Source organism: Exiguobacterium abrahamii (genome assembly GCF_015645365.1).
Taxonomy (GTDB): Bacteria; Bacillota; Bacilli; order Exiguobacteriales; family Exiguobacteriaceae; genus Exiguobacterium_A; species Exiguobacterium_A abrahamii.
This window is the reverse complement of sequence record NZ_JADOYC010000001.1, coordinates 504,798-524,510: the sequence shown is the minus strand read 5'-3', so window position 1 is coordinate 524,510 and position 19,713 is coordinate 504,798. Positions and strand designations below refer to the sequence as shown.

Genomic DNA, 19,713 nt, shown 5'->3' with positions numbered 1-19,713 from the left:
TTTCTAATTTTTAAACTCGACACTCTGATCGTGACTGTCTCATTATACAAGTTCTCTCGTACACAATTGCAAATCATTATACCGCTGTCTATCTTGAATTGAAAGAGACGGTTTGTTTACAGTCGCAACTTCTGCTAAAGTGAAACAAGCAGAATTCTATGAATGAGGTGACCTTATGTACGATGTAATCGTAATCGGAGGCGGACCGAGCGGCTTGATGGCAACGCTCGCCTCTTTACAGGCCGGAGCTCGAACGCTCCTGCTCGATAAAGGAAATAAATTAGGTCGGAAGCTTGCGATCTCTGGCGGCGGACGTTGTAACGTCACGAACCGAAAACCACTCGACGAACTCGTCCAGTCGATTCCAGGAAACGGACGTTTCCTCTATAGCGCTTTCTCTCAGTTCAATAATGAATCGATCATCGAGCTCTTCGAAGGGTTTGGTGTAGCCCTCAAAGAAGAGGACAATGGACGGATGTTTCCTGTCTCGGATAAAGCAGCAGATGTCGTCCGTGTGTTGATCGATCAAATCCGCGCGCATGGTGCCGAGATTCAAACAGACGCGCAAGTCGCTACGCTCGACTTCCATCCAGACGGTGCTTTTGCTGCTGTCATCTTAGAGAACGGTATGCGTCTTGAAGCAAAAAGTTGTATCGTTGCAGTCGGCGGACAATCCGTTCCACATACCGGTTCGACAGGTGACGGCTATCCATGGGCTGAAAAAGCGGGTCATACGATCACGGAGCTCTTCCCAACGGAAGTTCCGATTTTGTTAGGTGATACGTTCATTCATGAAAAAACATTACAAGGGCTGTCGCTACGTGACGTCGCCTTAACGGTCCACGGCAAAAAAGATAAAGCAATTAAAACACACACGGGTGACTTACTCTTTACCCACTTCGGTTTAAGCGGTCCGATTGCTTTACGCTGTAGCCAGTACACGATCAAGGAGCGCAAACGTTCCAAGGAGACGATCGTTCATTTATCAATCGATCTCTTCCCGGACGAATCACTCGGTGCGTTAACAGAACGCTTCCAAGCCGCGCTTGCAGCCAATCCTAAGAAAACGGTACGCAATGCCCTCCGCGGCTTCGTGCCGGAACGTCTGCTTGAACTTCTATTTGCTCAAATCGGCTTTGGCGATGAAGTCTGCACACAAGTCAAGAAACAGGACTGGACGGACTTCTTGCAAAAATTAAAGCGATTCCCACTTAAAGCAACGGGAACGCTCGACTTTGATAAAGCTTTCGTCACGGGTGGTGGCGTCTCAATCAAAGAGATTGATCCAAAGACGATGATGTCGAAAAAAGCGGAGCGGTTATTCTTTGCCGGGGAGATTCTTGATATCCATGGCTATACAGGTGGTTACAATATCACCGCTGCATTCGTGACGGGTCATTGCGCCGGTAGTCACGCCGCAGAGATGGCACGTGATACTGTCTTTTAATATGAACAAGACCCGATTCTTCTGCTTAGCAGAGGAATCGGGTCTTATTATGTCAGGATTTAATCAATCGGTGTAAACGATCGGCTTGAGAATTTATCCGTGACGACTAACGCGAACAACTCATTATCTTGCACGAAAATCCCTTTCGAACCATATACTTTCGGACTGGCTGTCTCGCCCGTGATCGTTTTGTCCTTTCGATCGATCGAATAGAGATAGAGCGCTTCTGAATCGAGTGTGTAGATCCGACCTTGTCGTTCAGCAAGACCAATCGGACGGAACTCGGACTCGAACGATTTCTTCGCATCACTTCGCATCCCACTCGCCGCTTCAATCTTCTCACGTTTGATGACTGACAGATAAGGCGGTTTCTGTTTTTTCTTCAATGCACGTTTTTTCTTTTCCGAGGCGTCAGGATCAATCTTGATCTTATCCTCTTTCATCGCGAAATAAGTCACCTCGACTCGTCCCAGTGCTCGAATATGATTAATCGTATAGAATTCTTTTTTCTTCGCATCATATCCAAGACCATGGAAACTATCCCGTATTGTCGTTCCCTGTACTTTTTCACGTTTTTCTTCGCTCCAGACACCGTCTTTTCGCGTAATCGTGACCAGAATCTGATTCGACGTCAATAACGCGACGGTCTCCCCGTCAACGAGGGTCATACCGTCAAGACCAGCGAGCAACAACTTTCCTTCTTCTAACTGGAAGGATGCGTTGATGCGTTCTCCGGTTCCACTGATTTCAAAGAAACGATAATCGTCTGTGACGACGAGGTACGAACCAATGGAATCATCATATAACATGTGTTGGACATTTTTGATTAACGGCTCTTCCGGGTTCGGAATAGCTGAAGGCGTTTTCGGTGGCACCTGTTTAACGGCTGCCTGATGCTTCGATTGCGTCTCGATTTTCGCGAACGTTTCCTGAATACGTAACAACGTCTCCGGCTTCGAGAAGACGAGCAGTACGCAAAGGATCAACCCCGAAACGACAGCAAAAATCGTTGTGTAGACTATATAAGATCGTTTCATTGATGGTACTCGCCTTTCTTTCTCGGTTTCTGATTCAGTGTAGCAGAAGGTCGTTGAAAAAAAAAGCGGACTTGCGACGGAAATGAAGAAACCCCCTCCATTCACGTCAAGCGAATGAAAGGGGCTATGGCTTAGTTTGCCACGATGTTGATTAATTTTTTCGGTACGACGATGACTTTACGAACTGTTTTGTCGCCGATCCATTCTTGTGTCTTTTCATCAGCAAAGGCAAGTGCTTCGATTTCTTCTTTTGTCGCATCGATATTGATTTCGATTTTCGAGCGAACCTTTCCGTTCACTTGAATGACGAATTCCATCGTATCGCTGACGAGTTTCGATTCATCGAATGTTGGCCATGCCGCATACGTCAACGTCTCTTCAAATCCAAGTTGTTCCCAGAGTTCTTCACCAAGGTGTGGTGCAACTGGTGTTAACAATTGGATGAATCCACGAAGGAAGTGACGCGGAAGAACCGGCTGTTTGTTTGCTTCGTTGACGAAGACCATGAGTTGCGAAATTCCGGTGTTGAACTGGATGTTCGCGAAGTCTTCCGTGACCTTCTTGACCGTCTGGTGGTATGTCCGCTCGAAGTCAGCATCGACTTCCGTGACGTCCTGAATGTCTGCTGTCCGTTCGAACAAGCGCCAGACACGATCGAGGAAACGACGCGCCCCGTCAAGACCGTTCTCCGACCAGGCAACTGATGCATCGAGTGGTCCCATGAACATTTCGTACAAGCGTAACGTATCCGCACCATGCGATTTAACGATTTCATCCGGATTAATGACGTTACCGCGTGATTTCGACATCTTCTCGTTGTTCTCTCCAAGAATCATCCCTTGGTTGTACAACTTCTGGAATGGTTCTTTTGTTGGTACGACACCTGCATCATACAAGACTTTATGCCAGAAGCGTGCATACAATAAGTGGAGAACGGCGTGTTCCGCACCACCGATGTAAATATCGACTGGAAGCCAGTATTTTAATTTTTCTGGATCCGCGATCGCCTCTTCATTGTGCGGATCGATGAAACGAAGATAATACCAGCAGCTTCCGCCCCATTGTGGCATCGTATTCGTCTCGCGACGCCCTTTCATTCCTGTTTCAGGATCCGTATAATCCAACCAGTCTTCCGCAAGCGCAAGTGGTGATTCGCCTGTACCAGACGGTTTGATTTCCGGAATGATTGGAAGTTCGAGCGGTAATTCCTCTTGGCTGAGCGTCTTCATCGAACCATCTTCCATATGAACGACTGGAATCGGCTCGCCCCAATACCGTTGACGACTGAACAACCAGTCGCGGAGACGATACGTGATTTTCTTACGTCCGACTTGATTCGTTTCGAGTTCAGCAATCATCGTCTCGATTGCTTCTTGTTTTCCAAGACCATCAAGCATATGCGAGTTGACGTGTTCGCCCTCTCCTGTATAGGCTGCTTCATCAACGTTTCCACCCGCGACGACTTCAACGATTGGCAAGTCGAATTGTTTCGCGAATTCATGGTCGCGCTCATCGTGTCCTGGAACCGCCATGATTGCACCCGTTCCGTACGAAGCAAGGACATAATCAGCGATCCAGATCGGCAGACGATCACCTGAGATTGGATTGACGGCGAAAGCACCCGTGAAGACGCCTGTTTTTTCCTTCGCTAAATCCGTCCGTTCGAGGTCCGACTTCGTTTGGACTTGCGAAATGTACGTATCGACGGCATCCTTGTGATCCGCTGTCGTGATGTCAGCGACGAATGGATGCTCCGGCGCAAGCACGAGGTACGTCGCACCAAAGATTGTGTCCGGACGTGTCGTAAAGACCGTGACTTGTTTTTTGTGTCCATCAATCGTGAAATCGATCTCAGCACCTTCTGATTTCCCGATCCAGTTCCGTTGCATCTCTTTGACAGAATCCGGCCAATCGAGGTCATCGAGATCTTCAAGAAGACGATCCGCATATTCCGTGATTTTCAAGACCCATTGACGCATCGGGACACGCACGACTGGATGATTTCCGCGTTCCGATAATCCGTCGATGACTTCTTCATTCGCAAGAACGGTTCCAAGTGCTGGGCACCAGTTGACCGCGACTTCGTCCACGAACGCAAGTCCTTTTTCATACAACTTCGTAAAGATCCACTGTGTCCATTTGTAATACTTCGGATCCGTCGTGTTGATTTCACGATCCCAGTCATAAGAGAATCCAAGTTCTTTCAACTGACGCTTGAACGTCTCGATGTTTTTCGCTGTGAATTCACGTGGGTCATTCCCTGTATCGAGGGCGTATTGTTCTGCTGGTAATCCGAACGCATCCCATCCCATCGGGTGCAAGACGTTGTATCCTTGCATCCGTTTCATCCGTGCGAGGATATCGGTTGCTGTGTAGCCTTCCGGGTGACCGACGTGGAGTCCGGCACCTGACGGATACGGGAACATATCAAGGGCATAAAACCCTTCTTTTTCTGGATCTTCTGTTGTGACGAAGGCGTTGTCTTGATCCCAACGCGCCTGCCATTTTGGTTCGATTTCGCGATGATTGTACGGCATGTCTTTTCCTCCTCTAATCTAAAAAAACCGGTCCTCCGCCCCTAGGAATAGGGACGAAAGACCGGTTTGGCTTCCGCGGTACCACCCACGTTGTCTGTCTATGACAGACCGCTTGATTCACGGATAACGGTGTGAAAGACCGGATTCGCTACTACGACTTCACGAATCGTGCTCCCTGACGAGTTCACGGTTGTTACCGACTGGTTCGCACCTTCCACCAGCTCTCTTAACGGCACCTTTCCCCTACTACTTCAGCTCCATGCAATTGACTATCTTTTCCTAGTGTAATCTGTTTCTTCCTCAAGCGTCAACGCTTCCGTAAAATTTCCTCGATTTCTGCATGCGATCGCGCTACATGATCCGCTTGTTCTAGACGTTGCATCGGCATCCGATCATCGAGAAGCGCAATCACTTCCATGCCTGCTGCTTTAGCGCCGATCATCCCGTTCGCAGCGTCTTCAATGACGAGACAATCTTCAGGTATGTGCCCGATTCGTGATGCCGCAAGATGAAAAATCGCAGGATCAGGCTTTGAACGCACGACTTCTTCCCCACTGACGTAATGCGTGATGGGAAGCTCATAATGACGGATGACGCGTTCGATTTTTTGAAGCGAACTCGAGGAGGCGATCCCGATATCGTAACCAAGAGACGCCGCTTGTTCGATGACTTGTTTGACTCCCTCTTTTAACCCACATTCCTCCGGTTTTGCATGAATTTGAAACAAGCGATGTTCTTCCTCAAGTAACGCACTCGCTGTTTCTAGGAGATCGTGTTGCGCGACAAGTTCTTCCCACATCTCATCTCCTGTTTTTCCCATGAACGTCGCATACTGAACCGGATCGAGCGGAATCGATAACGTTTTGAACATTTGCTGATGGACCTCAAAGTAGCGAATTTCACTATCTAAAATGACCCCATCCATATCAAAAATAAGACCTCGTTTTTTCAAGACACATCCCCCTCAATTGATCTATCATGATTTCAGCATATCAAAAAAACGACTACACGATGTAGTCGTTTCGCCTTCTTCATTTAGTTACTGTTTAACTTGTCGCCATTTGGACACTTGTTTGTCGGTAAGCTGGAAAATAATCCGAATCAGCATCTGACCCGTATCGTACACATAACTGATCGTATACGGCTGGTTGAAGAATCGATTTTCCTTGATGATACTCAAATAAACGATACCCGGTGTAACGGCATTTACTCTCAAAGAGACTATCCCGTTCTTGATATCCACCCCCGAGATGTTGTTCGACGAGACCGCGTGCTTTCGCCTGAAGAATCGCTTCGTACTCGAGTCGCTGATTCGGAAACATCTTCGCTTCGTCCCGCTTACACCCAATCAAATGACCGTGAGCATATTCTTTCCCAAGTAATACGAAGTATCCACCAACAGGTTCTCCGTCGATTTCCGCAATCAGTAACAATGGCTCACAGAGTGGATTTGCTTCAAATAATTGCTCAAAATAACTTGCCGTAAAATAGTAATGAGCCGAAGCATTCTTCCGGTCCATCGTTTCATGATACAACGCTACAAAAACAGGTAGGTCGTTTCGTGTTCCTGTTCTAACGGTTAAAGGAGAGGCAAGCGATTTGCGAATCATACTTCTCGTCTTCTTATGAAATGTCTGCATGATGTCCTCTAGTGAAGGGCGTAAATCGATACTCGTCGTATGACGGATGAAGGAGACTTTCGTCCAATCCCGCATGAAGCGTTCATTCCCCGTCAATGGATTAAAGCGAATCATTTCTGAGACGATCGCTTCTCGCTTTGCCCACCTTTCAAACAATAAGCGTGCATGCTGCATTTCAGCCGCCGTCAGTTGACCGATGATTTCCGGTCCACCATAGCCATACGGCGTGATGAGATCTGAATAAGGCGTATCAAAAATCCGGCGCTTTAAAAAGGGGTAGAACATGGTTCCTGCATCACCTTCATAACGGAATAGCACCGCTTGCTCAGACGGTCTAGCGTTGAGCGTGACGTATTGGTGACTGTAGAAGATATCAAGAGGCTGTTGCTGTACGTGTGTCGTCCAAGTTGCGGCATCTGTGATGAATTGACACCTTTCCATTCGTGCACCTCCAGTCAAAAAGAAGCAACGTTCATATGACCTTTCTTTTTCAAGTTCTTGATTAGAAAGTACCCGTTTACCTGCCGAAATATTCCATATTATTAAATGTTTATTTTATGATTTTCAAACGAATGACGTAACAAAAGACAGCGGTCATAATGTCCGCTGTCTTACAGATGATGCTCATGATGTGATTTTAGGAATGGCACGAAGGAAGACGACGCCCGCTAACAGGATCAATCCAATCAATGTCAAGAAGACCGCTGACATACCGGATACATCGTAGATCAACCCTCCAACGGTCGGACTGATCATCCGCCCCGCTGAAGCAGCAATATTGACGTACCCTTGGAATTCTCCTTCTTTTCCGATCGGCGCGAGTCTCGCTGCCATGGCAGGAACTGCTGGCCAGATGAACATCTCACCAATCGTCAAGATGATCATCGCGACGAGGAACATCTTGAAGCCGCCTGCGAACGGAACGATCAGATAAGACAAGAGGAAGATTCCTGTACCGGTCATCAATTGTCGCTTTAAGTCATCTCCAAACCAACGAAGAATTGGTGTTAGTAAAGGTTGTGCGAACACGATGAGTGCTCCGTTGATCGTCCAAAGAATCGAGTACTCGGAAATCGTGACACCGAGCGATTTCGTGTGTACGGCAAAAGTTCCTTGCCATTGCACATAAACGAACCAAAGTAAGGCATAACCGATCGAGACGAGCAACATCGTCCGTGCCGCACCGCGTGCAAGGGGTGTGCGTGTCGTTTCGATCTCGTCATGCGCCGCATGCATCCGCGCCGGTGCCTGAATCCAGGACAAACCGACGAACAAAATGATGGCAAAGGCGATGTAGAGGACGAGATTGGCGATGAAGATGTACTGAATCGAAAAGGCAGCGATTTGACCACTGACGGCTGTCCCGAGCGCTACACCGACGTTTTGGGCGACATAGATCGCATTAAAGGCACGGCGTCCGCCTTCCGGCCAGATCACACCCGTCATCGCGTAGATCGTCGGAAAAACCATCCCACCGACGAATCCAATCAATCCAAGCATCGCGACGTATCCGAGGTACGTCTGATGAAACAGCAACAAGCCGACGGAAGACAGGACAAGTCCGATGACACTGATGACAAGCGTCTTCTTGCCACCGAGACGGTCAAACGCTTTTCCACCTAAGTAGTTTCCGACGATTGCTAAGGCCGAGTTGACGAACAATGCCATCCCTGCTTTTGTCATCGACTCTCCTAGATATTCATGAATATATAATGTATTAAACGGCCATAAAAAAGAGGATCCCGTCGTATTGATGGCCATCGCAAGGACGAGGATCCAGACCGCTTTTGGTAATTTTGGCATACCTGTGGTCCTCCTATTTCATTCTCAACCTTGCCACTTTACGCAATCCGTCCCCTAACTGTCAAGCCACTTCGCTTTTCGTCAACGAATCAAAAAATGATATAATGCAGAAAGAATCTTGCACATACTGAACCATTACTAGAAAAACAGACTATAGGAACAGGAGTCTATGCCATGTCACTTGCCCGTGTACTACCTTATACGAAACAATTACTCGAGTCCGTTATCGAACCCGGAGACTGCGTCGTCGATATGACTGCCGGAAATGGACATGATACACAGTTTTTAGCAGAACGCGTCGGTCCAGAAGGAAGGGTTCTTGCGTTCGACGTCCAGGCACAAGCCATCGAGGAATCGACGCGACGTCTCGACGAAGCCGGAATGTTAGCACGCGTCGACCTTTATCATGAAAGCCACATCCATGTCGGTGCCCGTCTTTCGGACGAACAACGTCCGGTCCGCGCTGGTGTCTTCAATCTCGGATACCTGCCTGGAAGCGACAAATCGATCACGACGACCGGAGAAGAGACGCTTGAAGCACTCGATGCCCTCCTCCCGGTCCTCGCTCCCGGCGGTCTTGTCGTCCTCGTCGTATATCATGGTCACCTGGAAGGAAAACGAGAACGTGACGCTGTCCTCGATTACGTCACAGCCCTTGATCAGCAAGATTATGCCGTTCTCCAGTATCGCTTCTTGAACCAACAAAATCATCCCCCGTTCATCATCGCGATCGAGAAAAAAGTACGCGGATGATGAAACACAAGCCCGTTTTCCCGCTCCATTCGAGCAAGAAAACGGGTCTCGTTTGTCTCTGACAGCGCAAAATTGTTTTTTCCTGTAAGAGTGACGTGTAACGCGTCATTCTTTTTATACCGGGAAGAAGGATCAGAGAAGCGTTTTGTTCCCTCGACATCGCTTCCTAGGGAAAAACAAGCAGAGCGACCCTGCAGCGAAGCGAAGCGGCGAGATGCTTGTCCCAGGAAAACGATGCGAAACGAACAAAAAAGCGCAATCCTTCTCGTTAGAGAAAAATTGCACTTTATCTTCAGTCTCAAGTGATGCCTTTTTTTAGAGGCATCACTTTTGTTATTTCATTCTTCAACAAGCTTAAAGAACAACATTAATTTTTCTGCAAACCGTGTGTTCAACCGTTCGAAACTAAAATGCGGAAAACCGTGTAGACGTTGTAAGTAAATCTGATCGCCACCCATTTTCCGGCATACTTCAAGCGTCAACTTGACGTCTGCGAACTGATCGTCCGGCGCATAAAAACAAGCCAAGTTCACACGCGGCAGTTTTTTTCGTTCTTCGTCATGTACGACGATCTCTTCTTCGATTTCCCGGTACTGTGCATAGGTCAGTTCACCGATGCGAACGGTATCTTCCGTACTTTGACCAAACGGCAACGTACCGAGTGGCGCATCGGGCCGGAAACGATCGAATGCACTTGCGAAGACTTGTTTGACGCCTCCGAGTTGTTTCGAAGGGTGCCAATCAAATAACGGTGAAATGAACGCAAGGCTTGCGACCGGTAATTCATATTCTTGCAACAGACGATTGACGACGAGTGCGCCCATGCTACAGGCGACGATATGAATCGGTAGCTTGCGTTTCCCGGCTTCACGTAATGCTTCTTTTAACAGTTGACCATGTTCTTCAAACGAGATGCGACGTGGTGCGTCGACGAGCAATACTTCATACTCTCGTTCGAGTACCCGAATCAAGGCTTCACTCGGACGGGCACGCAGTTGTAACGGGTAGACTAATACGATGATTCCTGTTGGTTGTTCAACCACAAACTCACCTCTTCACTTCATACTTCTTTTTTACGATACCTTATTTCAAACGCACACGAAACCGTCCCAAGACGGATTTCACGAGGCGACATGGCGAAGACGAATGACAGATTCTACTTGCCCAAAGACTTCTTCCGTCATCTCACTGAGTTCTTCAAAACCGAATGAGGTCAAGAACTGACGTGCTTTATAGTTACGTGCTTCCACGTATACTTCGAGTGGGACGGCTCCTTGTCGTTCGAGTTCACGGATCAGTCGTCGCCCGATGCCGTTTTGCTGATATTTCGGCAAGACGTACAAACGAACGATCTCCCACGTTCCCTCAACATCAACAGCATGAATGAAACCGACGATTTCCTCATCGATGATTCCGACATAAAAATACTCTCCCCGTGCTTCTTCCGCCGTCCGAATCGCACGAACGACTTCTTCTTGCGGATACGCCTCCTGCACGAAATGCGCTTTCGAACGTTCGGAATAGATTTCTGCATACGTATCCAACCAAGATGTAACAGCAATGTCATGAATACGTCCTGCATCAGCTGGAATAGCTTCGCGTATTTCCATAATCGGAACCCCCCTTTGTATTCATACGAATCGACTCATGTACTTTTACCCTCTTCTAGAAAAAACATTCGTTTCCTGCAAAGTTCCCCGTAAACAAAAAAGTCCGAAAACCCACGAAGGGTTCTCGGACTTTTTGATTATGCGAAACGTTTTGCCTGCTCTTCAAGAACTGCTGCTTTATCTGTTTGCTCCCATGGAAGCTCAACATCTGTACGACCGAAGTGACCGTATGCAGCTGTTTGACGATAGATCGGACGACGGAGATCAAGCATGTTGATGATTCCAGCCGGACGAAGATCGAAGTTTTCAGCAACCAATTCGACGAGTTGCGCTTCAGGAAGTTTTCCTGTACCGAATGTGTCAACCGCGATTGATACTGGGTGCGCGACACCGATTGCGTACGCGAGTTGAACTTCTGCTTTGTCTGCAAGACCTGCAGCAACGAGGTTCTTCGCGACGTAACGTGCTGCGTATGCAGCTGAACGATCGACTTTTGTTGGATCTTTACCTGAGAATGCTCCACCGCCGTGGCGTGCGTATCCACCATACGTATCAACGATAATCTTACGACCAGTTAATCCAGCATCTCCTTGTGGTCCGCCGATGACGAAACGACCAGTTGGGTTGATGAAGAATTTCGTTGCTGCGTCGATGTATTCAGCCGGAATGACCGGTGTGATGACGTGTTCTTTCAAGTCAGCTTGGATTTGCTCAAGCGTGACTTCTTCTGCGTGTTGTGTCGAGATGACAATCGTATCGACACGAACCGGCTCGTTGTTCTCGTTGTATTCGACCGTGACTTGTGTTTTTCCGTCCGGACGAAGGTAGTCGAGTTGACCGTTTTTACGCACTTCTGCCAAACGGCGTGCGAGACGGTGCGAGAGCGAGATTGGAAGTGGCATGAGTTCTGGTGTTTCTTTCGTTGCGTAACCGAACATGAGACCTTGGTCTCCTGCACCGATTGCATCGATTTCTGCATCAGACATGCTACCTTCACGTGCTTCAAGCGCTTGGTCGACACCAAGAGCGATGTCTGCTGATTGCTCATCGATTGATGTCAATACAGCACACGTATCTGCGTCGAAACCGTATTTCGCGCGTGTGTAGCCGATTTCACGAATTGTCTCACGAACGACTTTTGGAATGTCGACGTAAGTTGATGTCGTGATCTCACCTGCAACGAGAACGAGACCTGTTGTAACAGAAGTTTCTGCCGCAACACGCGCGTTTGGATCCGCTGCGAGGATCGCATCAAGAATTGAATCCGAAATTTGGTCACAGATTTTATCTGGATGACCTTCAGTGACTGACTCCGACGTGAATAGTCGGCGATTAAGGTTTGTCATGTATGACCCTCCCAAAAAAGAATTTGACGGTGTACTCATTTCCCCTAGTTGAGTGGGACGGTAAAATGAAAAAAACCTTTCCAAGTCCAAAAAATGGTCAGGGAAAGGTTGTGCGTTCTTCCTTTACCCTCTTATCGTTCGAAGTGTTTACTTCGCTTCAGGAGAGCACCTTTTCCCTCATTAATATGTGAATTAATGTAGGACGGTTGCCGGGTTTCTTCGGGCCTTGTTCCCTCCACCTGCTCAGAATAAGAGTATCCGTTACGAATTACATGATATAAAGTTGTACCTACTCTGTCAAGCAAGGTTTCAAATTCTAGTCGAAACTTTTTGAAAGAGATGTTAAACTGTTAATGCTGAAAGCGTTTCCAGATAAATAGAAATCAGCACCAGAAAATGATTGCTCTCTCTTTAGTATGTCATATATAATAAATGTGTCATACTAAATGCAGTGAGCCAAAACCAACGTAGGGGAAAGGTGGGGTCAGGATGCCGATGACGGTCCTGAATATCGAAGAACTACTCAAGAAAGAGCATGTGTTCAAACAACTATCTGTTGCTGAACTTGTCGAACATGCGATTCGAAACGAAGAAGGTGTCCTTGCTGAGAACGGCGCATTATCTGTAGAAACGGGGAAATTTACAGGTCGTTCACCAAAAGATAAGTTCATCGTCCGTGATTCTTCCTGCGAGTCTCACATTGATTGGGGTCATGTCAACCAACCAATGGATGGAGACAAATTTGAACAATTGTTGCAAAAGGTTCTTCGTTACATGAACGAAGCCGATCAGCTCTACTACACAGAAGCTGCTGCTGGAGCAGATACGCACTTCACCCTTCCGGTCCGTGTGCTCACACAATACGCTTGGCATAACCTGTTTGCCAAACAACTCTTTTTACGCGAGTATCCTGAAGTGGCTGCCTTCGAACCGTTCACGGTCGTCTATGCGCCACATTTCAAAGCAGATCCTGCCGTTGACGGAACGAACTCCGAGACGTTCATCGCGATGTCGTTCGAACACCGGATCGTCTTAATCGGTGGAACGGAATACGCGGGAGAAATCAAAAAATCGATCTTTTCCGTCATGAACTATCTCTTGCCACAAGAAAATGTCCTTTCGATGCACTGCTCGGCAAACGTCGGACACGAAGGCGACGTCGCCTTGTTCTTCGGTCTATCCGGTACTGGTAAGACCACCCTGTCAGCAGATGATAGTCGCCAATTGATCGGTGACGATGAACATGGTTGGTCGCACGACGGTGTCTTCAACATCGAAGGGGGATGTTATGCGAAGACGGTCAATCTATCGCGTGAAAAAGAACCGCAAATCTTTGACGCAATCCGTTTCGGAACCGTCCTTGAAAACGTCGTGCTCGACGAAGCCCGTCATCCTGATTACGATGACACATCGTTGACGGAAAATACGCGTGCTGCTTATCCGATTACAGCGATCGATAACATCGCTGTTCCGTCACGTGCTGGTCATCCGAAGACGATCGTCTTCTTGACGGCTGATGCGTACGGTGTCTTGCCTCCGATCAGTAAATTGACGAAAGAACAAGCGATGTATCACTTCCTATCAGGATATACATCAAAACTCGCTGGAACAGAACGCGGTGTCACGGAACCGGAAGCAACGTTCTCGACATGCTTTGGTTCACCGTTCCTTCCACTGATGCCTGAAAAATATGCGACGATGCTCGGCGAATTGATTGATCGTCACGGTGTCACTGTTTATCTCGTCAACACAGGTTGGACAGGCGGTGCTTACGGAACAGGTAGCCGCATGAAGCTATCCTATACACGGACGATGGTCAACGCTGCCGTCAACGGTACACTTGCAACGATTCCAACAGAAGAACACCCGATTTTCGGACTTCACATGCCACTTGAAGTTCCAGGTGTTCCAAGCGAGTTACTCAACCCGGTACGCGTCTGGTCAAATCCGGACGAATACGACACACAAGCGCGTTCGCTTGCTGAGAAATTCCAACACAATTTCCTTCGCTTCGAAAGTGCGACGGATGCAATCAAGTCAGCTGGTCCACGCCTATAAAAAAAGAGCCCTCGGGCTCTTTTTTTATTTTATAGGATAGAATCCGTTCTTTCTTGAAGATGTGTTTCTTTTTGTTTAAGCCATTCTTGACTTTCTGCTAGTAGCGCATAGGCTCGTGGAAGTGAGACACCTAAACGTTGACTGAGCAGTTCGAACTGATCAAAATCACCGCGATCTGCACTGATCGCAAGCACTAAACAATCACGGAATGGATGATCTTTTCCTTGTAGGACAACCTTCAAAGAATCTTCGATTGGTAATTGACCGATGATGTCGTCGATATCAACGGATAATAACGCATCGATATGCGATAATAAGCCAATCATATAGGCACTCTCTGGTTGCAGCGTCCGTGTTTCCGTTGCGAACAACTCGCAGAGCTTAGCACAATGTAAAGAAGACCGGAGTAACTCATTTGACCATTCGTAAGGACTAGCAAGCTTCATCTCACGCAAGACGATTAACGAAATCCAGCTTTTGAGTTGTGAGAAGCCAAGTAGTGAGATGGCTTGACGAACAGAGCTGACTGTATTTCGTAATCCCATTCCTGGAGAATTGATCAGTTGCAGTACTTGAATGCTGATATACGGATTTGCTTCAATCTCATCAATGACTTCATCGTATTTCTCATCCGTATCGAGCCATTTTAGCATCTTCAGCAATACCGGCAATTGAGGAGGGACAGCTTTTCCCTTCATCAACATCGGCTTAGCATAAAAATAGCCTTGGAACCAGTCATATCCCATTTCAAGACAACGTGTGTGATCTTCATGTGTCTCGACTCGTTCGGCAAGCATCTTGATATGGGGATAATTACGACGGACGATATGCAGGATCGCACTTTGCTCGCGAATGGGAATCGCTTCGATGTCGATTTTAATTAAATCAATTAGTGCAAATAATTCTGTTCCATGTTGACGAAGTAAATCGGTCACAAAATCATCGAGTGCTAGTGTAAAACCTGCTTCTTTCCAACTGTGCAACACAGATAACATCTCTGTATCGATATCAACAGTTTCTAAAATTTCGATAACGAACCGTTTTGGATCTAAATAGTGAATCAGATCACTTTTTAAGAGATCCGCTGTAAAGTTGACGAAAAGTTTTTTACCTTCAGCGACATGCTCTACACCCATATGAACGAGTGTATTCGTTAATACATCCATCGTCGCTAGATCACCGTCGAATACGTTCATTTGTTTGACGGAACGATACAGTAACTCGAATGCATCAACTGCTCCGATTCGGTCAACGATGGGTTGACGTGCTAGTAAGATATCCATCGTCCTCCATCCCCCTCTACATTACTCATATGGTTCTAATTATATCAAAATTTATTTTTCAGGAAGTTTATTGTTTTTTACAACGAATCAATATTCTTTTTTTCCCATTATGTATGTAAGTTCAATTCTTCAGATGACAAAAAAACCGATACGACATTCATCGTACCGGTTGCATCATCGATTATAGATACCAGTCTCAAACCAATTCAACACATTCCGTGTCACACGCAACTTGTCATGAATCGGAAATTGATGGGCATAGGCATAAGTCTGAAGCATCGTTTTTTCGGAATGACGCGCGGCATAAGCCGTCGCGTGTCGTAAACGAACGTTCTCGTCGTATGCACCGTGAATCAATAATACTTCACCTTGAGGTTCGACATGGAGCGGCGAGCGAACCGCGTATTCATCAGGAACCGTGTCTGGTGTACCTCCCGTGTATCGCCGCAGCATCTTTTGCATCGTCTTCTGCTCTTCATACGTCCACGTCAACTCCGTCACCCCTGCCCAGGACACCGTTCGGGCGACTGGACGGTGATGCGCAAGGAGCAATGCCATCTGTCCACCACGTGAAAATCCAAATGCGTGCACATGCGAGACACGTTGCTGCAACCAGTCAAAGGCACTGCAGGCGTCTTCGATATCGTGATGACCGAAGTCTTCTTTTCCCGTACCGCCTAGATTCCCTCGATAGAAAGGTGCCATGACAAAAAAGCCTGCCTGTGCGAACGCGAGCAGTCGTGTCGGTCGGACCATTCCGATCGAACGCGTTCCACCACGCAAGTAGAGAATTCCCTGACCGTTCGCGACTTGCGGGAGTACGATATAGGCACCGACCCGTTCTCCGTCCGCTGTGGTATAAAACATCCGAAACGTCCGAAACGGACCTTGCCGCGGAAGTTCAAACCAATCGGCGTTCGCTAAGTACACGGAGTGTCTCCGGAAGGACACGGTCCTTCATCATAAAGCTGTATTGTCGATTCGTATCGAGACGATCAGGGAGTTCCTCGAATAGAAAAGCACCATCTGTTTCATCCACGGCAAGATGAGACGACAATGACCCGATTTGCGCAAAATAGATGTTTTTGATGATCGTATCACCTTTTCCAGCAACCCGATACTGTCCGACATATGAGAGAGAATCGATTTCCCCACCCGTCTCTTCCATCACTTCGCGACGTGCGGCTTCTTCTGCCGTTTCCCCTGGTTCAACCTTTCCACCAGGAAATTCATACCCCCGCTGCTTATGATGGGTCAGCAACCATTTTCCTTCGTACACGGCAATGACCCACACGTGCAAGGGACGATCCGAGAACGGATGGTCATCAAAACTTAACTCCACTTGATTTTGATAATAATCCAAGAATGTAATCACGTACGTGCACCTCATTTCTTCTTCTAACTTCACTTTACCTGTTTCACGGGTATTCTAAAAGTGAAAACGCTAGGATTACCTGTAAATCTGGAAAATGATAGCCTACTATCATCCGCTAAAGACAAAAAAACAGCCGATGTTCCACTAGGGAACGATCGACTGTCGTTTCACATTACTTCAAACGTGCTTCGAGTTCTGCTTTTTCTGATTCGAATCCTGGTTTCCCAAGAAGCGCGAACATATTTTTCTTGTACGCTTCGACGCCTGGCTGATCAAATGGGTTCACTCCGAGGAGGTAACCACTCATCGCACAAGCTTTTTCGAAGAAGTAGAACAGGAATCCGAGGTGATACGGTGTCATCTCCGGAAGTTCGACTGTCAAGTTCGGTACTTGTCCGTCCGTGTGCGCAAGCAACGTACCTTCTGCTGCTTTATCGTTGACGAATTGAATCGACTTCCCTGCAAGGAAGTTCAATCCATCGAGATCCTGAGCGTCTTCTTCAACAGTCAACGCATGACGCGCTTGACCGACTTTGATAACTGTCTCGAACAGGTCACGACGACCTTCTTGGACGTATTGTCCCATCGAGTGAAGATCCGTCGAGAAGTCAACCGCTGCTGGGAAGATCCCTTTGAAGTCTTTTCCTTCTGACTCGCCGTATAATTGTTTCCACCACTCTGATACATAATGAAGTGCTGGTTCGTAGTTGACGAGAAGCTCGATCGTCTTCCCTTTCGCATAAAGCGCATTTCGAACGACCGCGTACTGATACGCTTCGTTGTCAGCTAGGTTTTCGCTCGCATAGCGCTCTTGCGCGTCACGGGCACCCTGCATCAACTCTTCGATTGAAATACCAGCTGCTGCGATTGGTAAGAGACCAACCGGTGTCAACACAGAGAAACGGCCGCCGACATCATCCGGAATGACGAATGTTTCGTATCCTTCAGAGTCTGCGAGTGTTTTTAATGCACCACGCGCTTTATCCGTCGTTGCATAAATCCGGTGTTTGGCTTCTGCTTTACCGTATTTCTCTTCCATGAACGCTTTCAAGAGACGGAACGAAATTGCTGGTTCTGTCGTCGTACCCGATTTCGAGATGATGTTGACTGATACATCTTTTCCTTCGAGGACTTCGAACAAATCATGCAGATACGTTGATGAGATATTGTGACCTGCATAGATGATTTGTGGTGCTTTGCGATCTTCTTTTGATAACAAGTTATGGAATGAGTGTCCGAGCATCTCGATCGCAGCGCGCGCTCCGAGATACGAACCGCCGATTCCGACGACTAACAACACATCAGAATCCGACTTGATTTTTTCTGCAGACGCTTGAATACGTGCAAATTCCGCTTGATCGTAATTCGTCGGAAGATCCACCCATCCTAAGAAATCACTTCCTGCGCCTGTTCCTGCATGAATCGCATGGTGAAGCGTCTTTACCGTTTCCGCCATATGATCTACTTCATGTTGACCTACGAATTGTAGGGCTTTCGAATAATCAAAACGTACTGTTGACATGCCATCGTCCTCCTTATTCATTCGCAACGAAATGCGACCTTCCTTTTCATTAAAACGCAAGAAGGAAGGTCGTTCAAGTCTTTTGTGAAATGAGTAGCAAATGTTACAGATTGTTATAGGGCAGCTGTCACGATTTGACGAACGTCTTCGTTTCCAAGTGATTTGAAGTTTCCGAAGTCGCCGCGTGTCATTGCTGACTTGACGATTGCGTCAACTGTATCTTCTTTGATGTCGTAATCAGCGAGACGATTCGGTGCACCGAGTGATGTCCAGAAAGCACTGATTGCGTCGATTGTCGCGTGTGCTGCTTCCATCTCTGATTTACCTTCCGTATCAACGTTAAAGACGTTCTCACCGAGTGTCACGAAGCGATGTGCATTTGATTCGTCGAGTACGTGACGCATCCAGTTCGGGAAGAGGATCGCGAGTCCACCTGCGTGCGGGATATCGTGAACAGCTGAGACAGCGTGTTCGATGTTGTGTGATGCCCAGTCGCCACGTGCGCCCATTTGAAGGACACCGTTGAGTGCCATCGTACCAGCGAAGAGAATCGTGCCACGAAGTTCAACGTTCTCGAGATCGTTGACGAGTTTTGGTGCTGCTTCGACGACTGCTTTCATAACACCTTCAGTCATGCGTTCTTGAACCGGCGCATGTGCAGGGTGGAAGTATTGCTCGAGGCAGTGGCTCATCATATCGACGATACCGTAGATTGTTTGATCTTTTGGCACACTGACTGTGTACTTCGGATCAAGGATTGAGAATGTCGGGAACGTAAGCGGGCTACCCCAACCGTATTTCTCTTGTGTCTTCCAGTTCGTGATGACGGATCCTGAGTTCATCTCAGAACCTGTTGCTGCAAGCGTCAAGACTGTTCCGAATGGGATGACTGTCTCTGGTGTTGCTTTGCCGATAACGAGATCCCACGCTTCGCCTTCATAAGGAATACCAGCAGCAATCAATTTCGTGCAGTCGATGACAGAACCGCCACCGAGTGCAAGCAATGCGTCAACGCCTGCTTCCCGTGCGATTTTGATACCGCGCTCTGCTGTCTCGATACGCGGGTTCGGTTCGACACCGTCGCATTCGACGTACTCGATTCCTGCCGCGTTGAGTTCACGTGTGACATCATCATAGACGCCATTACGTTTAATACTGCCGCCACCGAAGACGAGCATGACTTTCTTTGCACCGAGTGCTTCGAGTTGTGGTTTCAGTTGGCTGACTTGACCGTCACCAAAAATAAGTCTTGTTGGATTGCGATATTCAAAGTTTTCCATCTGTGTTGCCTCCTCAATAAGT

The 19,713-nt window shown here is 47.6% G+C and carries 16 protein-coding genes, 1 riboswitch and 1 other annotated feature; of the genes, 3 read left to right on the top strand and 13 right to left on the bottom strand.

The genetic code is table 11. The annotated features are described in order from the left end of the window. The first annotated feature begins 175 nt into the window (after nt 1-175). A complete protein-coding gene (locus ITJ88_RS02590; protein WP_195864596.1) occupies nt 176-1,447 on the top strand; it encodes a BaiN/RdsA family NAD(P)/FAD-dependent oxidoreductase in 1,272 nt (423 codons plus the stop codon). Between the two features lie 59 nt (nt 1,448-1,506). Here the strand turns inward: ITJ88_RS02590 and ITJ88_RS02585 are convergent, their stop codons facing one another. From ITJ88_RS02585 to ITJ88_RS02565, 5 genes are all read right to left on the bottom strand, one after another. After that, entirely contained in the window at nt 1,507-2,484 is a 978-nt protein-coding gene (locus ITJ88_RS02585) for a hypothetical protein (RefSeq protein WP_195864595.1), read from the bottom strand. A 131-nt stretch (nt 2,485-2,615) separates the two neighbouring features. After that, entirely contained in the window at nt 2,616-5,021 is a 2,406-nt protein-coding gene (gene leuS, locus ITJ88_RS02580; RefSeq protein ID WP_195864594.1) for a leucine--tRNA ligase, read from the bottom strand. 46 nt (nt 5,022-5,067) lie between these two features. Next, nucleotides 5,068-5,290 (bottom strand) — a binding site (T-box leader). Nucleotides 5,291-5,328: 38 nt separating this feature from the next. After that, complete coding sequence (locus ITJ88_RS02575; RefSeq protein ID WP_195864593.1) at nt 5,329-5,973, bottom strand: HAD family hydrolase; 645 nt, start codon at nt 5,971-5,973, stop codon at nt 5,329-5,331. 94 nt (nt 5,974-6,067) lie between these two features. Further along, nucleotides 6,068-7,102, bottom strand: coding sequence for a peptidoglycan bridge formation glycyltransferase FemA/FemB family protein (locus tag ITJ88_RS02570; protein ID WP_195864592.1), 1,035 nt, complete (start codon nt 7,100-7,102; stop codon nt 6,068-6,070). A 183-nt stretch (nt 7,103-7,285) separates the two neighbouring features. Then, entirely contained in the window at nt 7,286-8,464 is a 1,179-nt protein-coding gene (locus tag ITJ88_RS02565; protein ID WP_064299476.1) for an MDR family MFS transporter, read from the bottom strand. A gap of 153 nt (nt 8,465-8,617) precedes the next feature. Here ITJ88_RS02565 and mnmM point away from each other — a divergent pair, with 153 nt between their 5' ends. Next, nucleotides 8,618-9,217, top strand: coding sequence for a tRNA 5-(aminomethyl)-2-thiouridylate-methyltransferase MnmM (gene mnmM / locus ITJ88_RS02560; RefSeq protein ID WP_255343803.1), 600 nt, complete (start codon nt 8,618-8,620; stop codon nt 9,215-9,217). A 338-nt stretch (nt 9,218-9,555) separates the two neighbouring features. Here the strand turns inward: mnmM and ITJ88_RS02555 are convergent, their stop codons facing one another. The 3 genes from ITJ88_RS02555 to metK form a co-directional block, all read right to left on the bottom strand. Further along, a complete protein-coding gene (locus ITJ88_RS02555) occupies nt 9,556-10,260 on the bottom strand; it encodes a serine aminopeptidase domain-containing protein (RefSeq protein ID WP_035396459.1) in 705 nt (234 codons plus the stop codon). 78 nt (nt 10,261-10,338) lie between these two features. After that, nucleotides 10,339-10,827, bottom strand: coding sequence for a GNAT family N-acetyltransferase (locus tag ITJ88_RS02550; RefSeq protein ID WP_069940898.1), 489 nt, complete (start codon nt 10,825-10,827; stop codon nt 10,339-10,341). A gap of 137 nt (nt 10,828-10,964) precedes the next feature. Further along, nucleotides 10,965-12,173, bottom strand: coding sequence for a methionine adenosyltransferase (metK, locus tag ITJ88_RS02545; protein ID WP_023469108.1), 1,209 nt, complete (start codon nt 12,171-12,173; stop codon nt 10,965-10,967). A 128-nt stretch (nt 12,174-12,301) separates the two neighbouring features. After that, nucleotides 12,302-12,428: riboswitch (SAM riboswitch) on the bottom strand. A gap of 234 nt (nt 12,429-12,662) precedes the next feature. Here metK and pckA point away from each other — a divergent pair. Next, entirely contained in the window at nt 12,663-14,231 is a 1,569-nt protein-coding gene (gene pckA, locus ITJ88_RS02540; RefSeq protein ID WP_195864591.1) for a phosphoenolpyruvate carboxykinase (ATP), read from the top strand. A gap of 29 nt (nt 14,232-14,260) precedes the next feature. On the opposite strand, the gene ITJ88_RS02535 is transcribed toward pckA, so the two are convergent. The 5 genes from ITJ88_RS02535 to ITJ88_RS02515 form a co-directional block, all read right to left on the bottom strand. Next, on the bottom strand, nt 14,261-15,514 hold the full coding sequence (locus ITJ88_RS02535) for an EAL and HDOD domain-containing protein (RefSeq protein WP_195864590.1): 1,254 nt from the start codon (nt 15,512-15,514) through the stop codon (nt 14,261-14,263). 174 nt (nt 15,515-15,688) lie between these two features. Next, nucleotides 15,689-16,444, bottom strand: a complete 756-nt coding sequence (locus tag ITJ88_RS02530; RefSeq protein ID WP_195864589.1) for an alpha/beta hydrolase family protein — start codon at nt 16,442-16,444, stop codon at nt 15,689-15,691. After that, on the bottom strand, nt 16,416-16,889 hold the full coding sequence (gene ytkD, locus ITJ88_RS02525; protein WP_149427744.1) for an RNA deprotection pyrophosphohydrolase: 474 nt from the start codon (nt 16,887-16,889) through the stop codon (nt 16,416-16,418). The genes ITJ88_RS02530 and ytkD overlap by 29 nt, the downstream gene beginning before the upstream one ends. A gap of 172 nt (nt 16,890-17,061) precedes the next feature. Further along, nucleotides 17,062-18,411, bottom strand: a complete 1,350-nt coding sequence (locus ITJ88_RS02520) for a glucose-6-phosphate isomerase (protein WP_195864588.1) — start codon at nt 18,409-18,411, stop codon at nt 17,062-17,064. Between the two features lie 113 nt (nt 18,412-18,524). Continuing rightward, the gene (locus tag ITJ88_RS02515; protein ID WP_023469114.1) at nt 18,525-19,691 is read right to left on the bottom strand and encodes an iron-containing alcohol dehydrogenase; all 1,167 of its coding nucleotides are present in this window, start codon (nt 19,689-19,691) and stop codon (nt 18,525-18,527) included. Between the last annotated feature and the right edge of the window lie 22 nt (nt 19,692-19,713).

Excerpts from the sequence above, each read along its gene's own strand:
- ITJ88_RS02590 (WP_195864596.1), top strand. The coding sequence starts at position 176 with ATGTACGATGTAATCGTAATCGGAGGCGGACCGAGCGGCTTGATGGCA.
- ITJ88_RS02585 (WP_195864595.1), bottom strand. The coding sequence starts at position 2,484 with ATGAAACGATCTTATATAGTCTACACAACGATTTTTGCTGTCGTTTCG.
- leuS (WP_195864594.1), bottom strand. The coding sequence starts at position 5,021 with ATGCCGTACAATCATCGCGAAATCGAACCAAAATGGCAGGCGCGTTGG.
- ITJ88_RS02570 (WP_195864592.1), bottom strand. The coding sequence starts at position 7,102 with ATGGAAAGGTGTCAATTCATCACAGATGCCGCAACTTGGACGACACAC.
- ITJ88_RS02565 (WP_064299476.1), bottom strand. The coding sequence starts at position 8,464 with ATGCCAAAATTACCAAAAGCGGTCTGGATCCTCGTCCTTGCGATGGCC.
- ITJ88_RS02550 (WP_069940898.1), bottom strand. The coding sequence starts at position 10,827 with ATGGAAATACGCGAAGCTATTCCAGCTGATGCAGGACGTATTCATGAC.
- metK (WP_023469108.1), bottom strand. The coding sequence starts at position 12,173 with ATGACAAACCTTAATCGCCGACTATTCACGTCGGAGTCAGTCACTGAA.
- pckA (WP_195864591.1), top strand. The coding sequence starts at position 12,663 with ATGCCGATGACGGTCCTGAATATCGAAGAACTACTCAAGAAAGAGCAT.
- ITJ88_RS02535 (WP_195864590.1), bottom strand. The coding sequence starts at position 15,514 with ATGGATATCTTACTAGCACGTCAACCCATCGTTGACCGAATCGGAGCA.
- ITJ88_RS02520 (WP_195864588.1), bottom strand. The coding sequence starts at position 18,411 with ATGTCAACAGTACGTTTTGATTATTCGAAAGCCCTACAATTCGTAGGT.
- ITJ88_RS02515 (WP_023469114.1), bottom strand. The coding sequence starts at position 19,691 with ATGGAAAACTTTGAATATCGCAATCCAACAAGACTTATTTTTGGTGAC.